Below are 21486 nucleotides of genomic sequence, written 5' to 3'. Positions count from 1 at the left end.
CCCAAGAGAGGGAGCTGCCGAAGGCAGGACTGATGACTGGGGTGAAGTCGTAACAAGGTAGCCGTATCGGAAGGTGCGGCTGGATCACCTCCTTTCTAAGGATAAAGTAGGGGTTTGTGTGTTATTCGATCGTTGGTTACAAGGTGAAAAATTAAATAGTTTATTTTGTCCGGTGTTGATGCGTTTAGGGGAAACACCCGTTCCCATCCCGAACACGACGGTTAAGACTTAAACGGCCGAAAATACTTTGCTGGTAACGGCACGGGAAGATAGGTGGGTGCCGGACATTTTTTTAAAAACAAAAAAGAATAAAATACAATGCTGCGAGGAGCACAGGAGGTTCATGACTTCCCATTGTACTGCTTACGAAAGTAAGCATCGTACCTTGAAAACTACATATCAAGAAAGAAATAATTATTCTAGTAAATAGAGTAAGACATCCGAGGGTACAAGGTAAAACTTGTACAAACAATCGAGAGTAAGAAGAGAAATCTTCTTCACAATCAGAAAAGAGATACACGCTAGTATCTCAAAACACTTGAGAAGTCAAGTGGAGAATTGGTTAAGCAATAAGAGCATAGGGTGAATGCCTAGGCACTGAGAGCCGAAGAAAGACGTGATAAGCTGCGAAAAGCTGCGGGGATTGGCAAATACGAGTTGATCCGCAGATATCTGAATGGGGAAACCCACTAGAGAAGACCTCTAGTACCGTACAGCCAATACATAACTGTACGGAGGGAACCCGCTGAACTGAAACATCTAAGTAGGCGGAGGAAGAGAAAACAACCGTGATTCCGAAAGTAGTGGCGAGCGAAATCGGAAGAGCCCAAACCGAGGTGCGTGCACCTCGGGGTTCGGACTGCATAAAGATCTGTAAGTGAGTGGAAGCCGATGGAAATAGGCGCCATAGAGGGTGAAAGCCCCTTACACGAAGCGTAAAGGATTAAGCAGTATCCAGAGTACTGTCAGACACGTGGAACCTGGCAGGAAGACGGGGGGACCACCCCCCAAGGCTAAATACTACTCAGTGACCGATAGCGATTAGTACTGTGAAGGAAAGGTGAAAAGGACCCCGGGAGGGGAGTGAAAGAGAACCTGAAACCCTGTGTTTACAAACTGTGGAACAGCGCAAGCTGAACCGCGTACTTTTTGTAGAACGGTCCGGCGAGTTATAGTTACTGGCAAGGTTAAGGACTTTAGGTCCGGAGCCGAAGCGAGAGCAAGTCTAAATAGGGCGTTAAGTCAGTAAATATAGACCCGAAACCGGGTGACCTATCCATGTCCAGGATGAAGCTAAAGTAAAATTTGGTGGAGGTCCGAACGCACATCCGTTGAAAAGGGTGGCGATGAGGTGTGGATAGCGGAGAAATTCCAATCGAACCCGGAGATAGCTGGTTCTCCTCGAAATAGCTTTAGGGCTAGCCTCGCTGATAAGTCTTTCGCAGGTAGAGCACTGAATTCTTGAGGGGGCGTCAAAGTCTACCAAGAGATATCAAACTCCGAATGGCGGTAAGATATAAGCGGGAGTCAGACTGCGGGATATAAATTCCGTAGTCAAAAGGGAAACAGCCCAGATCTACAGCTAAGGTCCCAAAGTACATGTTAAGTGGTAAAGGATGTGGGATTTCATAGACAACTAGGATGTTGGCTTAGAAGCAGCCACACATTCAAAGAGTGCGTAATAGCTCACTAGTCGAGAGGTCCTGCGCCGAAAATTAACGGGGCTAAAACATGACACCGAAGCTTAGGGATGGTGTAAACCATCGGTAGAGGAGCATTGAAAACGAGATGAAGCGGTACCGGAAGGAGCCGTGGATTGTTTTGAAGAGAGAATGCCGGAATGAGTAGCGAGATGGAGGTGAGAATCCTCCAGGCCGAATATCTAAGGTTTCCAGGGTAAAGCTGATCTGCCCTGGGTAAGTCGGGGCCTAAGGCGAGGCGGAGACGCGTAGTCGATGGACAACTGGTGTAGATTCCAGTACCTTACTAAATCAGAAATGTGGGGACACATGGAGAAAGAGAGAGCCGGGAATGAGAAGACCGGTGCAAGGGAGGTAGGAGTGTAGTAGGAAAAACCGCTACATAATCTGAAGACCTGATGCGGATCGAAATAAAGTAGAGAAGCTCTTTAACTCTGTGGCGAGAAAAGCCGCTATAGTGTTTAGTAAGCCCGTACCGCAAACCGACACAGGTAGATGAGGAGAGAATCCTAAGGCCGGCGGGAGAAGCATTGTTAAGGAACTCGGCAAAATGACCCCGTAACTTCGGGAGAAGGGGTGCCCAGGCAACTGGGCCGCAGAGAAAAGGCTCAAGCAACTGTTTAGCAAAAACACAGGTCTATGCGAAACCGTAAGGTAAAGTATATGGGCTGACGCCTGCCCGGTGCTGGAAGGTTAAGAGGAGAGGTTAGCGTAAGCGAAGCTTTGAATTGAAGCCCCAGTAAACGGCGGCCGTAACTATAACGGTCCTAAGGTAGCGAAATTCCTTGTCGGGTAAGTTCCGACCCGCACGAAAGGCGTAATGATTTGAGCGCTGTCTCAACAATGCACCCGGTGAAATTGAAGTGCCAGTGAAGATGCTGGTTACCCGCGCCAGGACGGAAAGACCCCATGGAGCTTTACTCCAGCTTGATACTGGGATTCGGTAATGTATGCACAGGATAGGTGGGAGACTGAGAAGATAGTACTTCGGTATTATCAGAGTCGCTGTTGGGATACCACCCTTATGTTATTGGATTTCTAACCTTAGGCCGTAAACCGGTCAAGGGACAATGTCAGGTGGGGAGTTTGACTGGGGCGGTCGCCTCCGAAAGAGTATCGGAGGCGCTCAAAGGTTCCCTCAGGATGGTTGGAAACCATCCAAAGAGTGTAAAGGCATAAGGGAGCCTGACTGCGAGGTTGACGGACCAAGCAGAGTAGAAATACGGACTTAGTGATCCGGTGGTATGAAAGTGGGATTGCCATCGCTCAACGGATAAAAGCTACCCTGGGGATAACAGGCTGATCTCCCCCAAGAGTTCACATCGACGGGGAGGTTTGGCACCTCGATGTCGGCTCATCGCATCCTGGGGCTGAAGTCGGTCCCAAGGGTTGGGCTGTTCGCCCATTAAAGCGGTACGCGAGCTGGGTTCAGAACGTCGTGAGACAGTTCGGTCCCTATCCGGCGCGGGCGTAGGATATTTGAGAGGATCTGTCCTTAGTACGAGAGGACCGGGATGGACTGACCTCTGCTGAACCTGTTGGGAATCAATCCCATCGCAGGGTAGGCAAGTTGGGAATGGATAAACGCTGAAGGCATCTAAGCGTGAAGCCAACCTCAAGATGAGATATCCCATCGTTAAGAGTAAGACCCCTTGAAGAGAACGAGGTAGATAGGACTGAGGTGTAAGTGTAGCAATACATTCAGCTGACAGTTACTAATAGGTCGAGGGCTTATCCAATGCGTCTGATTGATTTGTTTTACTTCTAGAGTTATTTCTTTGATATGTTGTTTTTCTGAGGAAAGGTAGTTGTTGGAGAATTAGACTCCGGGGATTACTAAGTACTCGGTAAGATATAAACTTCTATTATAAGAAGCAGGTACGAAATGGCCCGGTGGCTCAGTTGGTTAGAGCGCCGCCCTGTCACGGCGGAGGTCGACGGTTCGAATCCGTTCCGGGTCGCTAGGCTTAAGCACATCTCTATAGGGATGTGCTTTTTTTACTTTTATTGCAGTCGGAATGTTGTTTTTATAATGAATATATGTTCAAATAAATTTAAAAAATATAGTAATTGCCTCATAATGCATAAAATAATTTTTTTATAGGAGATATTTATTAAATAATAATATTGTAATGAAATACTTTCAAATTATCCAGTTGATTTATCTGATTTTATGTGCAATTTATCATAATTATTCTTGAATTTAAACTTTAAAACTGCTATTATTCATCTTGTGAGCGAAAAATAATAGTATTTATTTTTACTAATGTAAAAAAGCTCGACTTTTCTTGGTTTAGAAAAGATTAACCTCAATTTTGAGGAAGAATAAGGAGGAAAGTAGATGAAAAAAAGAAATCTGGCACTATTGACAGCGCTTCTTGCTTTTGCACTAACTGCTTGTGGAGGCGGTTCTGATGCAGGAAAGGACGCATCTCAAGGCTCTGAGGCAGCTAAAGAAGGGGGAAGCTCTTCCGGTAAGGAACTTCGTCTTGTTAACGGTAAGATTGAAGTCGATGCACAGCTCAAGGAATTAGCCGCAGCGTATGAGAAGGAAAGCGGTGTTAAGGTAAACATTGAGTCCATGGGTGGCGGAATTGACATTCAAGGTACTCTTAAGGGTTATTTCCAGGCCGACAATATGCCGGACATCTTCGTTAATGGCGGTGAAACAGATTTTAAAAACTGGGAAGGGCACCTTGTAGATATGTCCAATGAGAAGTGGGTTTCCGATACGGATGCTGCTTTTAAGGATGCTGATGGAAAAGTAATCGGTTTCCCTTATACAACTGAGGCCATTGGTTTAGCTTACAATGCTGATGTTTTAGAAAAGGCAGGAATTGATCCGAAGTCTATTACAGGACCGGAGTCTATGAAGAAGGCTTTTGAAACTCTTGACAGCAAGAAGGATGAACTTGGTTTAACAGCAGTTATCGGGTATGTTGCCGAAGCTACGAACCTTTACTGGTCTACCGGAAATCATCTTTTTGGCGTATATGAAGATGGCGGATTAAAGAGGGATGATACCAGCTATTTTGATCTTCTTCAGGATGGCGGTAAGATTGACAACGAGCGTTTCTCAAAGTATGCAGAGATGGTTGATTTATTCAATAAATATGCAGATCCTGCACTTCTTGTCTCCGGAACATATGATCAGCAGATTCAGAACTTCTCTTCCGGCAAGTATGCTTTTGTAACCCAGGGTTCTTGGATTGGTGCAACCATGACCAATGATGATAAGGAGCAGTATGATGCCGCAGGAAACTTTAAGGTTGGCATGATTCCTTATGCTTTCGAGGAAGGAATTGATACCATTCAGACTAACTCTCCGTCTTGGTGGGCAGTTTATGATAATGACAACAAGGAAGAGGCTCTGAAGTTCTTACAGTGGGTATCCGAGGATGCAGGACAGAAGATTTTAGTTGAGAAGGCCGGCTTTGTAAGTCCGTTTAAGTCTATTAGCTACGTAGCAAGCGATCCATTTGCACAGACGATTTCCGACTACACAAAGGCAGGAAAGACTTCTGCTTGGCATTGGTTAGGAAACAAGGAAGGTCTTGCACAAAATGCCTTAGGAGTTGTATATCAGGATTTTGCTTCCGGAAATCTGGATGTAAAGGGCTTTGTTGATGCTATAGAAAAGGTAGTTGCACAGTATTATGAAGGGTAAATTTGATTTGCCTTTGCAATCTGAATGATGCATTCCGGATTGTAAGAATTTCGAATTAAAATCATGTATTAAAGCCTTTATTTATTCACGATTTTAATTTAAACTACATTAAATAAGAATAGAGTATTTATAAGCGGGGCAGCTCTGCTGCCCCATTTTTTAAAAGGGGGAACACATGACAGGACGAAATACAAAAATCGAGTCCACAGTCCTACTTTTTGTAGGGGCCTTTTTCATGCTTGCTGCTCTTTTTTTTGCATTTACTATGAAAACAACTTATAGTGGGGCATTAAAGAGTTTGGTGACATTTAGAGGAACGATACTGATTATAGGAGCAATCTTATTTTTAAGGGGATTGTACTTAGTACCCAGTACCAAACATCATAGGAAGATTGTTTACTTTCTTTTTCTCTTTCCCCTGCTTTTTGCATTTTTTGTTACGGTAATTATTCCCTTGATTCTCGGTATAGGGTATTCATTTACTGACTGGACGGGAATTAAATTCACTAAAGTAGTGGGGCTTCAAAATTATCTGAAGATGTTCAGTGATCCGGCATTTATCTGGTCTGTGATGATTACCTTCGGATTTGTTTTTATGAATGTTATTTTGATTAATCTTGTGGGCTTTTTACTGGCCCTTCTTTGTACAACCAAGCTTAGAGGGGTTGCTTTTTTCAGAGCGGCTTACTTTCTTCCGAACTTAATTGGAGGAATTGTACTTGGTTATATCTGGCAGTTTGTTTTTAACAATGTACTTTTAAAGTATCTTAATTTTTCTATGCTTTCCGATACAAGGTGGGCGATGCTTGCCATTATTATTGTGTATATTTGGCAGTATGGCGGATACATTATGTTGATTTATGTTACCGGTCTAACGCAGATACCGGGAGATGTTCTGGAAGCTGCTTCGATTGACGGAGCGAGCGCTTTGCAAACCTTGTTTAAGGTAAAAATCCCGATGATTGCATCCACGGTAACAATTTGTACTTTCTTAACACTCACTTCTGCTTTTAAGCAGTTTGATGTAAACATGGCTTTAACCAACGGTACCGGATCCGTGGCTAACTTCCTCGGTTCATATCTTTCTAACGGTACACAGATGTTGGCTTTGAATATTTATAATACCGCTATTGCGAAGAACAGCTATGCTCTTGCGCAGGCGAAGGCTGTTTTATTCTTCATTATTTTGGCTGTAATTTCTTTGATTCAGGTGCGAATCAGTAATAGTAGAGAGGTGGAAATGTGATGAATAAGACAAAGAACGGAAAAAACATCCTTTTGGGACTTGTGGGGACATGTATTGCGTTGTATATTCTTTTCCCCTTTTATCTGGTGTTGATGAATGCATTTAAGAAGCAAGGGGATATTGTGGCAAATCCGGTAAGTGCAAACGGTGTTAGTATTTCTCAACTTTTAAAAAACCTGAATGCAGTAATCCATAACTCGAACTTTAATTTCTGGTATGCCTTTGGTACTTCTACTGCCGTTACTCTAATTTCACTTGTGCTTCTTGTTGTTTTGGGAAGTATGGCGGCATGGGTAATCAGCAGAAATAATAAGAAAGCTTGGGCGACTGCGATTTATATGGTTTTTATCGCGTCCATGATTATCCCCTTTCAGGTAGTAATGCTTCCGCTGGTTGCTACTTTCCGTGATGTGGGAAAATTCATCGGAATCAGTATGCTGCAGTCTGTGCAGGGAATAGTTTTTGCGTATTTGGGCTTTGGCGGTGCAATGACCGTCTTTATCTTGACCGGATTTATTAAGGGAATTCCCTATGAACTTGAGGAAGCTGCCGCGATTGACGGCTGTTCTCCCGAAGGAACCTTCTTTAAGATTATTTTCCCGCTCTTAAGACCGATTATCACGACGGTTACAATCTTAAACGGAATGTGGATTTGGAACGACTACTTACTTCCTTCTTTGATGCTTGGACAAAACGGAAAGGTAAAGACTCTTCCGGTCGCTGTACAGGCCTTTGTCGGCTCTTATGTTAAGCAGTGGGATCTCATTCTTTCAGCCGCTCTTCTTGCGATTTTACCGATGATTATTGTCTTTATCGTGGGACAGAAGCAGATTATGAGCGGAATGGTGGAAGGTGCAGTAAAGGGCTAAAAGAGGCTTCTAATGGCAAGAATTAAAGATATTGCAAAATTGGCAAAGGTAAGCCCCTCAACTGTTTCCAATGTCATTCACAAAAGAGCGAATAAGGTAAGCCCGGAAATCTATGCCAGAGTTGAAAAGATTCTGGAAGAAGAAAATTATGTTACCCACATGGGGGCTAGGATGCTGTCGAAGAAGGGTTCAAAGCTCATAGCCCTTATTCTTGCGTATAAAAGGATAGAAAAAGAAAGTATAGTGGAAGATCCCTTTGTATCTTCCGTGGTCGGTGCAGTGCAGCTCGCCCTGCAAAATGCAGGCTATTTTCTTCTTCTATACAGTAATCCGGATATGGATGAGTGTGCGAGAATTTCTAAAGAATGGAATGTGGAAGGGATTATTCTTCTGGGGGCAAAAAGAGAGGGCTACTATAAAATTCGAGAATTTCTTTCGGTTCCCGTGGTTTCTATTGATACCCCTTTTTCGAAGGATGACCGCTCCTATGTGAATGTAGGTTTAGAGGATTTTAATGCAGCAAAGGAAATGACGCGCTACCTTCTTTCTATGGGGCATCAAAAAATTGCCTTCTTTTCCTTGACGGAAGGAGGAGATCTTTTAGAAAGACGTTATATCGACAGTGAGCGCTATGCGGGTTATAAAGAGGCGATGGAGGAGGTCAAGCTTTCTGCGGGTTTATGGCACAATCTATCTTTTACGGAGGTGGAGAGAAAGAAGCAGTACCTTTCATTTTATGAGGAAAAATTCTTTCAGGCTACAGCCCTTTTTGTTACAGCGGATATCATGGCACTGGAACTCATTCGTTTCTGTGAAGATTGGGGAATCAAAATTCCGGAGGACCTTTCTATAGTGGGATTTGACGGGATTAAGATAGGAAAGGTCTTGCACCCGATGCTCACGACGATGGAACAGGATAGTGCGGAAAAGGGAAGAAGAGCAGTGAAGGAGTTGCTATCTCTAATAAGGGGAGAAGAATTTCTTTCTCCTTGTGAAGAGCGGAAAAAAGGTAGTGAGCAAGGATGCGGCAATAGAAAGTATAACGATAGAGAAGATAACGATAGAGAAGATAATGATGGAGAATATAGTGTTAGGGAGCACATTTGCAAGAATATTCGTCTTCCTGCAAAATTGTTCATCGGTGAGACTGTATCAAAGTTGGAATAGAGTCTTGAAGATTCAGATGAAGTAATGAAAAGAGTGACAGACGATGGAAAAGCAGTAGGATCAAGTTTAAGAAATGGCATCTTCCACTTTGTTGTTTGATAGGGCTTAGATAGTAGATAGATAAAAGGAGTAGTACGATGAAAAAGAGTTGGTGGAAAGAATCGGTGGTTTATCAGATTTACCCGAGAAGCTTTTGCGACAGTAACGGAGACGGAATCGGAGATTTACGGGGCATTATTTCAAAGCTTGACTACTTAAAGGAGTTGGGGATTGATGTCATTTGGCTCTCTCCGGTTTATCGTTCTCCGAATGATGATAACGGCTATGACATTTCCGACTACGAAGACATCATGGAAGAATTCGGTACAATGGCGGACTTTGATGAACTTTTGAAAGAGGCACATAATCGAGGCATAAAGATTGTTATGGACCTTGTGGTGAATCACAGCAGTGACGAGCATGCGTGGTTCATGGAAAGCCGAAAAGACCGAGAGAATCCGAAGAGAGATTTCTATATCTGGAGAAAGGGAAGAAAGTTAAATGAAGTTTCTCCGGAGGAGCAAGCCTGTCTTTCGTCGGATGTCGTGGAATATAAGGGAGAAAAATTACTGCCTCCCAATAACTGGGGCTCTTATTTTTCCGGATCTGCATGGGTTTTTGATGAAAAGACAGGAGAGTTTTATCTGCATTTATTTTCTAAAAAGCAACCCGATTTAAACTGGGAAAATGAGGCTGTTCGAAAGGAAGTCTTCGAAATGATGAGTCGCTGGTGCGAAAAGGGGATAGACGGCTTCCGTATGGATGTGATTTCTCTGATTTCGAAACCGAAGGGACTTCCGAATCAGCCGATTCCGAAAGGGGCTGTTTACGGAGACTCCGGAGCTGCCTGTGCAAACGGGCCAAAGGTACATACTTATTTACAGGAAATGAATGAGAAGGTTTTATCCCGCTACGACATCATGACAGTAGGGGAGACTGCAGGGGTAACACTTGAAGAGGCAAAGCGCTATGCGAATAGTGAGGGAACCGAGCTTAACATGGTTTTCCAGTTTGAACACATGGATTTAGACGGAAGTAAGAAGCACGGCTTTAAGTGGGCTACGGAAAAAATGCCCCTTGTGCCTCTAAAAAAGAATCTTGCCAAGTGGCAAAACGGCCTTCATGAGCTTGCCTGGAACAGTCTTTATCTTTGTAATCATGACCAGCCTCGTATTGTTTCGCGTCTTGGAGAGGAAAGCGGAGTGCTTCGCGAGCGTTCCGCGAAGTGTATCGCGACCTTCCTTCACATGATGCAGGGAACCCCCTACATCTATCAGGGGGAGGAGCTTGGGATGGTGAATTATCCCTTCAGCGCCCTTTCCGAGTTTAGAGATTTAGAAAGCATCAATGCTTTTTCGGAGCTTACGGAAAAGCTGCATTTAAGTATGGAAGAACTTTTTCCGCTAATCGCCCATAAGAGTAGGGACAATGCGCGGACGCCCATGCAGTGGGATGATACAAAGGAAGCAGGCTTCACAAGCGGAAAGCCTTGGATTGCCGTGAATCCCAATTACAAGGAAATCAATGCTAAGGAAGAACTTGGCAGGGCGGATTCGGTGTTCCATTATTATCAGAAGCTGATTCAACTTCGTCACCAGTCGGAGCTGATTGTCTATGGGGATTTCCACCTCTTGGAAGAGGAGGATCCGGATCTCTTTATTTATGAGAGAAGCCTTGGGAAAAAGAAGCTCTTATGTGTTTGCAATGTTTCGGAAAATACACGAAGCTACAGCGTTCCGGAGAAGTTCAGATCCGGAAAAGTTCTTATTCGAAATGTAGAGAGACAGGATGCCATTTCCGGAGAACTTGCACCGTATGAAGCTTTTGTTTTGGAAATTCAAATGAAGGAGTAAATTGGAGAAAAAGACGAGTTTACATTTTCCTTAATTGCTAAGAATAGCGTAAAATTGCTAAGATTTAAATTGCTAAGATTAAAATGGATAAGAATAGAGTAAAAGGAGAAGAAATGAAAAAAGAATGGTGGCAGGAAAAAGTCGCATACCAGATATATCCGAAGAGTTTCCTGGATACAAAAGGAAACGGTATCGGAGACTTAAGAGGAATTATCGGAAAGCTCGATTATCTGAAAGGGCTGGGAATCGATATCATCTGGATTTCCCCTTGCTTTCTTTCCCCTCTTGCGGATCAAGGCTACGATATTGCCGACTACTATAAGATTGACCCGCGCTTCGGTACGAATGAGGACATGGATGAGCTGATTTCCGAAGCGAAGAAGAGGGATATGTATATCCTTCTCGATCTTGTGGTAAATCATTGCAGTGATGAGCATGAGTGGTTTAAAAAAGCGGTAGCCGATCCTAAGGGGCATTATGCAAACTATTTTCACTTTGAAGAGGGTGTGGACGGTCATGCACCGAATAACTGGAGATCTTACTTCGGCGGTTCGGTATGGGAGAAGGTGGAAGGAACGGAGAATACCTACTACCTGCACCTATTCCATAAGAAGCAACCGGACTTAAACTGGGAGAATCCGGAAGTACGGGAAGAAATCTACAAGATGATCAACTGGTGGCTGGATAAAGGCATTGCCGGCTTCCGAATTGATGCGATTTTAAACTTAAAAAAGGTCTTTCCTCTTCAGGGCTACAATTTCCCGGCAGATAGGGAAGACGGCATGGCAAGCTGCCGCAACATGATTTATGCTGCAAAAGGAATCGGCGAATTCCTGGGGGAGATGCGAGACCGCTGCTTTAAGCCTCATCATGCTTTTACCGTGGGAGAAGTGTTTAACGAGACGGAGGAGCAGATTCCGGAGTTTATCGGGGAAAATGGTTATTTCTCTTCCATGTTTGATTTCCGGGCACATTCCAGCGCACATTCTGAAATCGGCTGGTTTGATGCAGAGACGGTTAGCCCGAATATGTATCGAGATTGCTGTTTCCTTACGCAAAAGCTCGTCAATCCGGTCGGTTTCATTTCCACCATTATTGAAAACCATGACGAATCCCGCGGGGTGAACTTCTATATACCGAAGGAAGATTTGTCGGAAAAGGCGAAGAAATTCCTAGCTACCATGCAGATGCTGCAAAGAGGACTTCCCTTTATTTACCAGGGGCAGGAAATCGGTATGGAAAATATCGTGCTGGAAAATATTTCCACAGTGGACGATATTTCTACCATTGATGAATATGCGCTCTGTCTGGAAGAAGGATTTTCCGAGAAGGAAGCACTTGCCATTGTGAACCGCTTCACAAGAGATAATGCGCGTACTCCGATGCAGTGGAGCGATGATGAAAATGCTGGATTTACTAAGGGAAAGCCATGGCTTCCCGTAAATCCGAATTACACAAGAATCAATGTGGAATCACAGGAGCGGGACGAAGATTCCGTTTTGAGCTATTATAAGAAGCTCTGTGCTCTAAGAAAGAATCCGGAGTATAAGGAAACGATAGTTTACGGAGACTTTATTCCTTTTATGCCGGAAGAAGACCGCCTGATGGCATTTTACAGAAAGGGCGAAAAGACGATCCTTGTCCTCGGGAACTACAGAAAAGAAGAACGGGAAATCGAACTTCCCTCCGAGGTGAAGAAAGTAATACTCTCGAATGCCGAACCTTGCCTTTTCGGGAAGAAAATACGACTGTCCGGATATGAAGCGACGATACTGGAGCTATAGCGAGAGCGTGCCTCCGATATGGACCTGCACAGCATAAAGGAGTTTTTTTATAGATCGAAAAGTGACGAGCATATCGGAAAGAGTGAAGACACATTATCTTCACTCTTTCTCCATTTTTAAAACATATTTTTTTTCTATTCTATGCCTCGTAAAGCAAAGAAAGTTTTAACGCCTTCGGAAATAAGAGGCGATTAAAGATGGTTTAGGAGGTATAGATATGAATAGAGGAAGAAAATTTGCCGGACTGGTTTTATCGGCTATGCTCTTCGGCTCGGTTGCCGGGGGTACAATGGTTGGGGTAAATGCGTTATCCACGCAGTATCGATCGGAGGTCTTGGGACAAGCGAATGCGAATAAGGGAACGACACTCTTTGGTGAGGATGCTGCAAATAAGGAAACGGAAAAGAACTCTGCGCAGCAGTTAAATTCTTCTTCTGCAAACACTCGTTCGGAAGCAAGCGGGTCGGTTTCGGAGATTGCGAAGAATGCAATGCCGGAGGTGGTTTCCATAACGAATACCATTCGCTATCAGCAGTACGGATACTCCATTTTCGGGCAGAGCGGAGAGCAGGAAGCAGCAGCAAGCGGTTCCGGTGTGATAATCGGAAAGAATGATTCCGAGCTTTTGATTGTTACAAACAACCATGTGGTAGAGGATTCTACGGCTCTTTCCGTTCAGTTTGTAGACGGAAAGTCCTATGATGCGGAGATTAAGGGAACAGACAGCGATGTAGATCTTGCGGTCATTGCGATTCCGCTTTCCGCTATTTCTCAGGATACTTTAAATAGCATTAGCTTTGCAAAGTATGGAGATTCTGACAGTGTAAGTGTTGGAGATCAGGTGGTGGCTATCGGAAATGCTTTAGGATACGGACAGTCTGTAACCACCGGTATCATTTCCGCTAAGAATAGAGATATTTCCACGGAAGGTGGAACGGAGTCGGGTCTTTTACAGACCGATGCGGCAATTAATCCGGGTAATTCCGGCGGAGCTCTTCTCAATATGAACGGGGAGCTCATCGGAATCAATGTGGCAAAGTATTCCGATACTACAGTAGAAGGTATGGGTTATTCTATTCCGTCGAAGAAAGTAAAGGAAATCGTGGAGGGGCTTTCCAAGAGAACGACAAGGGCAAAGGTCAGTCAGGAAGAAAAGGGCTATATCGGAATCCAAGGGAAAACGGTGGATAGCAGTATTTCCGAAGCCTACAATATGCCGGAGGGGATTTATATCTTTAAGCTCTTAACGGGGGAGGGAATCGACAACTCCGCTTTACAGGAGAAGGATATCATTACAAAGTTCGACGGGCAGTCTGTGGCAAGCCTTGAGGAGCTTTCCGGCCTTCTTTCCCGCTATAAGGCAGGAGAAAAGGTGGAAGTCACGGTACAGAGACTTTCCGGTAAGGGAGAGTATGAAGAAAAGACCGTTTCGGTAACATTAGGGAAGAATAATCAATCAGAAACGAGAGGCTAAGGAATTTTTTCCCTAAAAAAATAATAGAATTGCGATATAAAAACAGTAGAATTGCGATATATAAATAGTGAAATTGTGATATAAAATGCGATAAAAAAGCTGTGTTATAGAAAGGAACGACTTCCGTAAGTCCCAAATTCATCGGAGAACGGAAACAAAAAACTTTCTTATAATCCGGCTTTTTTTATTTTTATTGATAAAAACTTATTTTTTTGTTAAGATTGACGAGATATTTTTGTGGAAAAAACATGCCTTTTTATTTACTTGCTTTTAGATATAACAGCAGGCGAAAAGGCATTCTCAAATTAAGGAAAAGGAGTTTGCATAGAATAGCGGGTTTTTAGCTTGTTATTTTGCAAAATAAGGATTGCATTATGGGGAAAGTACATTTCATAGGGAAGAAAAAGCTTCAAAAGTTCCTTAGAATGGCCTTTTTTTCTTTGTTTATTTTTTGTATAGCGGGCTTTGTCGGCACATCCGATACTTTGGCCGGTTCAAGAAGATACAGTAAAGCGGCCGCGCCGGTCAATATAGCGGTCAGCAGAAGAGACGCCTATTATGAGTTTACTTGCTATAAGGATATTCCTTACCCCTCCACTTATCCGAACAATTATTATGATGCCTATGTTTATCCCAATGAGAGACGGAAGAAAGTTTTGGGAACCATCATTTATGTTCATGGTGGCGGCTTCGTTTCGGGAAGCAAGGAGGTTGTGGAAGACAATCCTTATTTTCTCGCTTGGCTCCGTTCCGGCTTTCAGGTCATTGCGGTAGACTATTCTTTGGCTCCGGATTATCCCTATCCTACAGCGCTTAAGCAGCTATCGTACTGCGTACAAAAGATCTTGGAGGACAGGGACAAGCTGGGAATTAATCCGAGGAAGCTGATTTTAATGGGAGACAGTGCCGGGGTAAATCTTGCCGGTCAGTTTCTTTTAACGCAGACCAATGAAAGCTATGGAAAGAAATTGGGTATTCCCTCTTTCCTGACAAGAAGAGGAGCAAGAGTTTGCGGTCTTATTTCTCTTTCCGGCTTATTGGACTGCACGCGCTTCCATCAGACCGGTTTGGAAGAAAATGATGAGCTTTTTCTTTCCTGGGGAAGGGATTATTTCCAAGATGATGAATTTTATTCCGGGAAGAAGGCAGAGGAAACAAGATTGGAAGATTTCCTGACCAGAAGCTTTCCTCCTACATTTTTATCGGATGCAAGCATCGGTTCTTTCCGTGAGCAGGCACTGGATTTTGAAAAAAAATGTAAAGCGTTGGGGATTCCGGTCAGCTCTTATTTTCCGGAAGGAGATCTTCCGCATGACTATGAACTTCACATGGATTTAGTCGAAGCGGAAGAGAGTTTAAAGGAGCAGATTAACTTTGCTCGCTCTGCAGTTTCCTAGAGAGAATCTTTACCGGAATCAGATTTAAAAAATTACGGCAAATATGGACTTTTAAAAAAGCAGGAGTTTCTCCTGCTTTTACTATGCAAGTGATTCATCCTATTGTATAATCGTCACTATGATTAAGGACTTCCAAAGACAATTAAATCAATTGCAAGTGCTTTTAGATGCCTTGGTTTTGGCGTTATCCTATAGCCTGGCGTGGTATTTTGCGATAAAGAATCCGATATTTCCTCAGGGGCATGGTGTGCTTTCTCCGAGGTTTTATTTTACTGTGCTGATTCCTATGATTCCGGCTTATCTGTTTTTGTACTGGATATTAGGGTTGTATAAGCCGATGAGAACCATTCGCATGAAGACGGCGCTCTTTAGGATTATTCAGAGTAATTCCATAGGGCTTCTTCTTTCTGCATCCATTCTCTTTGCTTTTCGAAAGAGTGGATATTTTGAACATTATTCCACAAGAATGTTGGGATTTTTCTATATTTTTTCTATCTGTATTACGACGGTGGAAAGGTATGCTTTACGGAGAACTCTTTCTTCTCTTCGAAAGAGAGGCTTTAATCAAAAGCATATTATTCTTGTTGGCTTTTCTCCGGTTTCAGATCGTTTTATCGATTTGTGTAAGAAAAATCCGGATTGGGGCTATCGTATCTACGGAATAGTTGATGATCTGACGGAGCAGGGAGCGTCTTACCGTGATGTTTCCGTAATTGGTAAAATCAAGGATCTCGGAGAGCTTTTGAGTAAGAATACAATTGATGAGATTGCGATTACACTTCCTCTTGCTGCCTACGAAAAGCTTCCCGGAATCGTAGCGGTATGTGAAAAATCCGGAGTACATACGAAGTTCATTCCCGACTATCAGGAAATCATTCATTCTAAACCGATTGCGGAAGACATGGACGGCTTACCGATTATCAATATTCGAAATGTTCCGTTGACCGAGCCTTTCAATGCATTACTGAAGAGGGTGATCGATATCATCGGGGCTCTGGTGGGGCTCATTCTTTTTGGACCGCTTATGCTTGTTATAGCGGTGCTTGTCAAGCTGAGTTCTCCCGGACCGATCATTTTTAAACAGGAAAGAGTTGGACTTCACAACCGTCCCTTTATGATGTACAAGTTTCGCTCTATGGGCGTTCAAAAAACAGAGGATGAAAAGAAGGCATGGACTGTAAAAGGGGATCCGCGGGTAACCGGAATCGGAAAAATTATCCGGAAGACTTCTATTGATGAACTTCCTCAATTTTTTAATGTTTTAAAGGGAGATATGTCTCTTGTCGGCCCGAGACCGGAGAGGACCCAGTTTGTTGAAATGTTTAAGGAACAGATTCCCCGTTATATGATTAAACATCAGGTTCGTCCGGGGATTACGGGATGGGCGCAAGTGAACGGTTTCAGGGGAGATACTTCTATTCCGGCGAGAATTCGCTGTGATCTTTGGTATATAGAACACTGGAGTCTCGGTCTGGATATTAAAATTCTTTTTTTAACCGTATGGAAAGGATTTGTTAACAAAAATGCCTATTAACTTTTTCTTGTTTTGTGGTAATATACTCTATCATTCCGTGTGTGAAGAAAACTTTTAGAATTTTCACTATCGGAAAAAGCTGAGTTTTCGGCTGCAAAAAAAAGAGTACAGGTAAAAAGCTGATTGGAAATGCCGGAGTGGCTTAAACGATCCGGTTGATGGAGGTAGATTTTGGCATTAGAGCAGAATAGGGGACGCAGAAGACCCCATAGCGAGCTGAATAGAAATACGACCGAGAAAAATAGCGAAAATACCATATCCGGAGAGGGAAGGAGAAAAGCTCCCATCGTGACTCTTCCCGAGGAAAAGAAGGAAGGAAAGAGAAGGATTGAACATCTGGATATTCTGCAGGTCAATACGCCTAAGGATATTCAAGAAGAGCTGGATGAGGTATACAGTAAAAAAGAAAAAAAGAAAAAATCCCGCTGGAAGAAGATTTTGCTGCTTTCCGTTATTGAAATCCTGACATTGGTTTTTATTTTCTGTACAGCCTATATTGTGCGGTACATGAATATTAAGCCGGAAGTAGAGTTTAATATAAAAAATGTAAAGAACGAGAATATTGATGTAACTAAGCAAGAGCAGATGCAAGGCTACTGGACCATTGCCGTTTTCGGTGTGGATAGCCGTGACGGAGGAGTAGGTAGAGGGGCCAATGCCGATGTACAGCTCATTGTCTGCATAGACAGAGCGACAGGAGCGGTTAAACTTGCCTCTGTGTTCCGTGATACCTATCTGAATCTCGCAGCAGGGTCTCGCTTTGCGAAAATAAATGAAGCTTATGCGGATGGCGGACCGGAGCAGGCTGTTGCCGCATTGAATAAGAATTTGGACTTGGATATTGAGCATTATGCGACCTTTAACTGGCGTGCGGTTGCGGATGTAATCAATATGTTGGGCGGCGTAGACATTGATATTACGGAAAAAGAATTCAAGTATATGAATGCTTACATTCATGAAACCAGTATTGAGTCTAAAGTCAATGTGAAAAACCCCGCTGCGGAATATATTAAGAAGCCGGGGATGCAGCATCTGGACGGTGTGCAGGCGGTAGCTTATGCAAGACTTCGTTATATGGATGATGATTTTACCAGAACGAAGAGACAGAGAGAAGTTATTTCCCAGGTTCTGGAGAATGCAAAGAAGGCGGATCTTGCAACTCTGACCAATGTGATTGACACGGTTCTTCCGCAGATTGCGTTTAATGTGGATGTGGGAGATATTTTGGAACTTGCGAAGGGGGTAAACCGTTACAATATTGTCGGTTCCGAGGGATTCCCGTATGATCTTCGTACGCAAATGATGGGAAAGAAGGGGGATTGTGTTATTCCGCTTAACTTGGCTTCCAATGTAACGAAGCTTCATGCTTATCTCTTTGGAGATGAGGATTATAAACCGAGTTCCGCTGTTTGGACCTTTAGTGATACCATCGCTTCCGATGCGGCGGCTTACAAGAACGGAAAGGGCGACTCGAGCGAAAAACACTCCGAGAAAAAATCCAAAAAGAATGAGGATGAGGAGGAAGGCACGAAGTCCAAGGACGGTAAGCAAGAAGAAACGAAGAAAAAGAAGAATTCTGCTGAGGAAAGCGAATCCGAGAAGAATAAAAAGCAGGAGACGGATGCGAACGGAAATAGTATAGAAAGCAGTTCGTCCGGGAAAAATTCGGATCAGAAGCCGACTGTGGAGGACAATAAAAAGAGCACCGAGGAGACCAAATCACAAGGTCCTTCGGAAACAAAGAAAAACTCCGATGAGAAGAAAAGTACGGAGGAAACAAAGAAAAACGCCGACGAGACGAAGAAGAGTGAAACAAAGTCGCAGGAGCCCAGTATCGGGGTGGAACCGACTGCGGATTCAGGTGGTGGAAATGACGGTCCTGGCGTTATAGTGGATTAAATAGTAAAGAAGAAACAATTGTTGCAAGGAAGTACTGTGACAATTGTTTCTTTTATGAGAAGAAGCATGTATAGTAGATGCGTGTTTAGATTTGGAAGAACGGCAAAACAGAAACAGATAGCAGCAGAACCGGAGAGCGGTAAAACAGAAACAGATAGCAGCAGAACCGGAGAGCGGTAAAACAGAAACAGATAGCAGCAGAACCGGAGAGCGGTAAAACAGAAACAGATAGCAGCAGAACCGGAGAGCGGTAAAACAGAAACAGATAACAGCAGAACTGGAGAGCGGATATGGAACAGCTTTTAGAACGAGAAAAGGCTAAAGTCGAGAAGGACTTTTATAAGATTGGTGGGGGAATCAGTATGATTTACCTTGCCATAATCCTCTTGATTTATCCCTTATACATACATGACGGGTATTATGATATTTTGCAGGTAAAGTTTAAGTTTTTTTGGGTTTTGACCCTGGCGTATACGGTTATTATGCTTGCTTTTCTTCTTTTGCATGCTCTTACCCTAAAGAACGGGATGAGGAAGCCGCTTTATTTTTCCTTGTTCATTCGAGAAGAGGAAGGGAAGAAAAAGCCTTTTTTGGCTACGGATATTCCCTTTTTCTTTCTTATTCTTATTTTTTTGATTTCCATGATTCATTCCGGCTATATTTATGAAACCTGGTGGGGAAGCACGGGCAGATATATGGGAAGCTTTACTTGGTTATTGCTTTTCTTTGCTTATTTTTTTGTAAGCCGATTTTACCGATTTAAGAAAATCCATCTTCTTTTTCTATCTATTTCTATCGCTTTACAGGCAGCTTGGGGTATCAGTGATTTCTTTTGGATGAATCTATTTCATTTTTTTGATTTAGTGGAAGCGGATTATCTTAAGGCATCTTTTGCAGGCGGAATAGGAAATATTAATGGCTATACCTCTCTGATGATTAGTTATACCGGGCTTTTTGCGGGACTTTTCATAGGAGAAAAGCAGGGGAAGTGGAGCCTTCTTTTCCTGCTTATGTATGCCTTTACCCTTCTTGCGGCTTTCTACGGAATGAGTGACAACGTTGTATTTGCTCTTTTTGTACTATTTCTTGCCTTGCCTTTTTTCTGTTTTGGAAAAAAAGAACGTCTGTTAAATTGCATAGATTTATATATTGCTTTTTTTCTTGTGATGAAGTTGGCTACCTTTTTCATTCCTAAAGCAAACAGTTCCTATCAATATGGCGACAAGGGATTTTTTCTTCAGCTGGGATTCACTACGGTTCCTTTCCTGGCTATCGCGGTTTTGGGAATCATCAAACTGCTTGTTGTAAAGCTAAAGGAAGAAAGAATCGAAAAGGTACTGAAACCCATCTATTTCCTGATTGTGGTGCTGATTCTTTTTGCCGTAGTTTTTGTTTTTTATGATGCCAATGTCTCGCATCGTTTGTCTTTTTTAGAAAATTACAGTAATTATTTTCGCTTTGATGATAGCTGGGGATCCGGACGCGGCTTTATCTGGAAGATGGGCTTAAATTATCTTACAAAAAAGATGCCCTTCTCTCAGGTTCTCCTTGGGTACGGACCGGACGGATACCTTATGCTGACAAATGACAATTATAAGGTTGCGATTTCGCAAAGCCATTATCAGGCCATTGACAACATTCATAATGAATATCTGAACCTTTTACTGACGATAGGGGTTATAGGCCTGATTTCCTATCTTTCCTTACTTCTCTCCTCCTTCAAAACTCTTTTTACGAAGAATGACAGGGGAGAAGAGGGGGATTTCTCGGAAAGGGTATTTCCTTTTGCTGCAGGGCTCTGCCTTCTTTGCTATGTTTCGCAGGCAGTCATCAATATAGCGGTGCCGATGGTTTTGCCTGTCATCTTTATCCTGTCCTTCATGGGACTTGGAGAAAAGGTGAGAGCAATAGGAAAGGTGAAATAAGCAAGGAATAAGAAAAAATAAAGAGGCGGTTCCGATCGTTTTTCGGAACCGCCTCTTCACTATACCGGCTATAGTGAGGCCGGTTTATGTTTCCGTTTATTCTTCCGGTTCAATTAAACCGTAGCTCTTTGTCTTTCTTTTATATACAACATTGACCTTTCCGCTGTCTCCGTTTAAGAATACGAAGAAGCTATGTCCTAAGAGTTCCATCTGTAGGCAGGCCTCTTCCGGAGTCATGGGCTTTAAGTCAATCTGTTTTGTACGTACAATCTTGATTTCTTCCTCGTCATATTCAGCGGCTTCCTCCAGAAACGCTGCTGTAAAGGAGGAGGACTGGTGCTTGGCAATCAGCTTATCCTTATATTTTCTGATCTGTCTTTCTAGAACGTCCACTACAAGGTCAATGGACTGGTACATGTCCTCGGTAGACTCCTCAGCGCGGATCACACTACCTTTCACGGGAATGGTCACTTCGATTTTCTGCATATCCTTCTGCGTAGAAAGAGTTACATTACAAGGTGTGTCAGCCTGAAAAAACTTATCTAACTTTCCAAGTTTTTTCTCCACCATATTTTTCAAACCCTCTGTCAAACTAATGGTTCTTCCTGTAATGCTAAATTTCATAATCGAATCCTTCCTTTCTTTGTTTTTCAGAAGTAAGTCCCTGTATTGCAAGGGAAGATTCTTCCTGCTTTCAGTATAGCATTTTCTATAAAGAAAGAAAGCGAAATCCATAAAATAAAGATATTTTTCACAAAATATTCATGGATGAGGTGTTGAAAAAAGGAAAATACAATCAAGCCTGAAAAGCTTGAACTTTTTGCGTGGGATTTCACAGTATTTTCATGGCTTCTTCCTTGATAAAGGCGGGGACTAATGGTAGAATCTATGAGTTATAGATTTATAAAATGCCATACTACTGCTGTATGGAG

At 43.0% G+C, this 21486-nt stretch carries 12 protein-coding genes, 1 tRNA gene and 3 rRNA genes; 15 read left to right on the top strand and 1 reads right to left on the bottom strand.

The annotated features are described in order from the left end of the window. The 15 genes from HMPREF9625_RS11400 to HMPREF9625_RS10800 form a co-directional block, all read left to right on the top strand. A 16S ribosomal RNA gene (locus HMPREF9625_RS11400) occupies window positions 1–95 on the top strand; the annotation flags it as partial. 73 nt (window positions 96–168) lie between these two features. Next, window positions 169–286 (top strand): 5S ribosomal RNA (rrf, locus tag HMPREF9625_RS10865). Between the two features lie 273 nt (window positions 287–559). Beyond that, a 23S ribosomal RNA gene (locus HMPREF9625_RS10860) occupies window positions 560–3440 on the top strand. Window positions 3441–3587: 147 nt separating this feature from the next. Continuing rightward, window positions 3588–3661 (top strand) — tRNA-Asp (locus HMPREF9625_RS10855). Between the two features lie 380 nt (window positions 3662–4041). Continuing rightward, window positions 4042–5367, top strand: a complete 1326-nt coding sequence (locus tag HMPREF9625_RS10850; protein ID WP_009534741.1) for an ABC transporter substrate-binding protein — start codon at window positions 4042–4044, stop codon at window positions 5365–5367. Window positions 5368–5542: 175 nt separating this feature from the next. Then, entirely contained in the window at window positions 5543–6613 is a 1071-nt protein-coding gene (locus HMPREF9625_RS10845) for a carbohydrate ABC transporter permease (protein WP_009534740.1), read from the top strand. Next, complete coding sequence (locus tag HMPREF9625_RS10840; RefSeq protein WP_009534739.1) at window positions 6613–7482, top strand: carbohydrate ABC transporter permease; 870 nt, start codon at window positions 6613–6615, stop codon at window positions 7480–7482. The genes HMPREF9625_RS10845 and HMPREF9625_RS10840 overlap by 1 nt, the downstream gene beginning before the upstream one ends. Before the next feature lie 12 nt (window positions 7483–7494). After that, the gene (locus HMPREF9625_RS10835) at window positions 7495–8649 is read left to right on the top strand and encodes a LacI family DNA-binding transcriptional regulator (protein WP_009534738.1); all 1155 of its coding nucleotides are present in this window, start codon (window positions 7495–7497) and stop codon (window positions 8647–8649) included. Window positions 8650–8786: 137 nt separating this feature from the next. Then, window positions 8787–10541: a glycoside hydrolase family 13 protein gene (locus HMPREF9625_RS10830; protein ID WP_009534737.1), complete on the top strand. Its 1755-nt coding sequence runs from the start codon at window positions 8787–8789 to the stop codon at window positions 10539–10541. A 113-nt stretch (window positions 10542–10654) separates the two neighbouring features. Continuing rightward, window positions 10655–12325, top strand: a complete 1671-nt coding sequence (locus tag HMPREF9625_RS10825; protein ID WP_009534736.1) for an alpha-glucosidase — start codon at window positions 10655–10657, stop codon at window positions 12323–12325. A 217-nt stretch (window positions 12326–12542) separates the two neighbouring features. After that, window positions 12543–13799, top strand: a complete 1257-nt coding sequence (locus HMPREF9625_RS10820; RefSeq protein WP_009534735.1) for a S1C family serine protease — start codon at window positions 12543–12545, stop codon at window positions 13797–13799. 374 nt (window positions 13800–14173) lie between these two features. Continuing rightward, the gene (locus HMPREF9625_RS10815) at window positions 14174–15196 is read left to right on the top strand and encodes an alpha/beta hydrolase (protein WP_009534734.1); all 1023 of its coding nucleotides are present in this window, start codon (window positions 14174–14176) and stop codon (window positions 15194–15196) included. A gap of 118 nt (window positions 15197–15314) precedes the next feature. Beyond that, window positions 15315–16730, top strand: coding sequence for an undecaprenyl-phosphate glucose phosphotransferase (locus tag HMPREF9625_RS10810; protein WP_009534733.1), 1416 nt, complete (start codon window positions 15315–15317; stop codon window positions 16728–16730). Window positions 16731–16901: 171 nt separating this feature from the next. After that, complete coding sequence (locus HMPREF9625_RS10805) at window positions 16902–18629, top strand: LCP family protein (protein WP_009534732.1); 1728 nt, start codon at window positions 16902–16904, stop codon at window positions 18627–18629. A 290-nt stretch (window positions 18630–18919) separates the two neighbouring features. Beyond that, entirely contained in the window at window positions 18920–20554 is a 1635-nt protein-coding gene (locus tag HMPREF9625_RS10800; RefSeq protein ID WP_009534731.1) for an O-antigen ligase family protein, read from the top strand. A 96-nt stretch (window positions 20555–20650) separates the two neighbouring features. Here HMPREF9625_RS10800 and hpf read toward each other — a convergent pair whose 3' ends face one another. Next, window positions 20651–21178 (bottom strand): ribosome hibernation-promoting factor, HPF/YfiA family, encoded by a 528-nt coding sequence (gene hpf, locus HMPREF9625_RS10795; RefSeq protein WP_009534730.1) that lies wholly within the window; start codon window positions 21176–21178, stop codon window positions 20651–20653. Between the last annotated feature and the right edge of the window lie 308 nt (window positions 21179–21486).

It is taken from the genome of Oribacterium parvum ACB1 (genome assembly GCF_000238055.2).
In the GTDB taxonomy this organism is placed as follows: Bacteria; Bacillota; Clostridia; order Lachnospirales; family Lachnospiraceae; genus Oribacterium; species Oribacterium parvum.
The sequence above is the reverse complement of the archived record's forward strand: the minus strand, read 5'-3'. Positions and strand labels throughout refer to the sequence as shown.